Genomic DNA, 1,260 nt, shown 5'->3' on the forward strand with positions numbered 1-1,260 from the left:
ACTCTAGTATTCCGAAGGCGCGAACGATGTACGCGGTGATCAAGACCGGCGGCAAGCAGTACCGGGTTCAGCCCGGCGACCTGCTGGTGGTGGAAAAGCTCGACGGTGAGCCTGGGGCGGCCGTGGCCTTCGGCGACGTGCTGATGCTGGGTGATGGCGACGCCATTACGGTGGGCGCGCCGCTGGTGGCCGGCGCCTCCGTGGCCGCGACCCTGGTCGAGACCCGCAAGGGCGAGAAGGTGAAGATCTTCAAGAAGATCCGCCGCCAGGGCTATCGCCGCACCCGCGGCCACCGCCAGGCCGAGAGCGTGCTGCGGGTCACGGGCGTCACCGGCGCCGACGGCAAGGAAACCAAGTGGGACGGCGAAGTCTCCCTGGTGACCAAGGCCGAGCTGGATGCGCGCGCCCGCGGCCTGGACTGGACGATGCTCAACGTCTCCAAGAAGGACCTGAAGATCGCCGCCCGGATCGCCGCCAAGGACGCCAAGGCCGCGCCGAAGCCGGCCAAGGGCCCGAAGGTGACCGAGGCGCTGGTCGAGGAAGCCGCGGCGTCCGCCCAGGTGAACGCGCCGGTGGAGACCGAAGCCCAGGCGGCTGCGGCCCCGAAGGCCGCCGCGCCCAAGGCCGAGACCGAGAAGAAGGCCGCTGCGCCGAAGAAGGCCGCGGCCCCCAAGAAGGACAAGTCGGCCGAGTAATCGGACAAACTTTTTGCAAGAGCTAGGCGCGCCGCTGGCGCGCCGGGCCTCAGTTAGGACGTAGGAGCAGACCATGGCTCACAAGAAATCCGGCGGCTCCTCGCGCAACGGGCGCGACTCCGCGGGCCGCCGTCTCGGCGTGAAGAAGTTCGGTGGCGAGGCGATCAACGCCGGCTCGATCATCGTGCGCCAGCGCGGCACCAAGTTCTGGCCGGGCCCCAACGTAGGGATCGGCAAGGACCATACCCTTTTCGCCCTCGTCACCGGTGCGGTGGCCTTCGTCACGAAGCGCAACAACCGCACCTACGCGACGGTGATCCCGGCCGCCGAACAGGCGATGCCGGCCGAATAGGCGGAACCACCTCTCTTACGGTTCCGCCCTCTCGTTTCGAAGATGGCGGACCGGAAGACGACCCAGCGGGGAGTCCGGTCAGCCGGGCTCCCCGCAGTCGTTTTCAGGCTCCGTCAGAGGGCCGGGAGGTACAAGATGTGTGCACTGGACGTCAGACCCGCGATCGGCACGGACCGCCTGCTCCGGCGCGGGCGCACCCTGGCCGACGCGCCC

Annotated in this window: 2 protein-coding genes; both read left to right on the top strand. The window is 68.9% G+C overall.

Annotated elements, in window-relative coordinates:
* Positions 1-26 precede the first annotated feature (26 nt).
* Complete coding sequence (gene rplU / locus QZV94_RS13375; protein ID WP_293678409.1) at positions 27-695, top strand: 50S ribosomal protein L21; 669 nt, start codon at positions 27-29, stop codon at positions 693-695.
* A gap of 73 nt (positions 696-768) precedes the next feature.
* A complete protein-coding gene (gene rpmA, locus QZV94_RS13380; RefSeq protein WP_293678390.1) occupies positions 769-1,047 on the top strand; it encodes a 50S ribosomal protein L27 in 279 nt (92 codons plus the stop codon).
* The last annotated feature ends 213 nt before the right edge of the window (positions 1,048-1,260 follow it).

The organism is uncultured Phenylobacterium sp., assembly GCF_902826855.1.
Classification (GTDB): domain Bacteria; phylum Pseudomonadota; class Alphaproteobacteria; order Caulobacterales; family Caulobacteraceae; genus Phenylobacterium.

What these genes read in the sequence shown, in the direction of transcription:
- rpmA (WP_293678390.1), top strand. Translation starts at nt 769, where the DNA reads ATGGCTCACAAGAAATCCGGCGGCTCCTCGCGCAACGGGCGCGACTCC.
- rplU (WP_293678409.1), top strand. Translation starts at nt 27, where the DNA reads ATGTACGCGGTGATCAAGACCGGCGGCAAGCAGTACCGGGTTCAGCCC.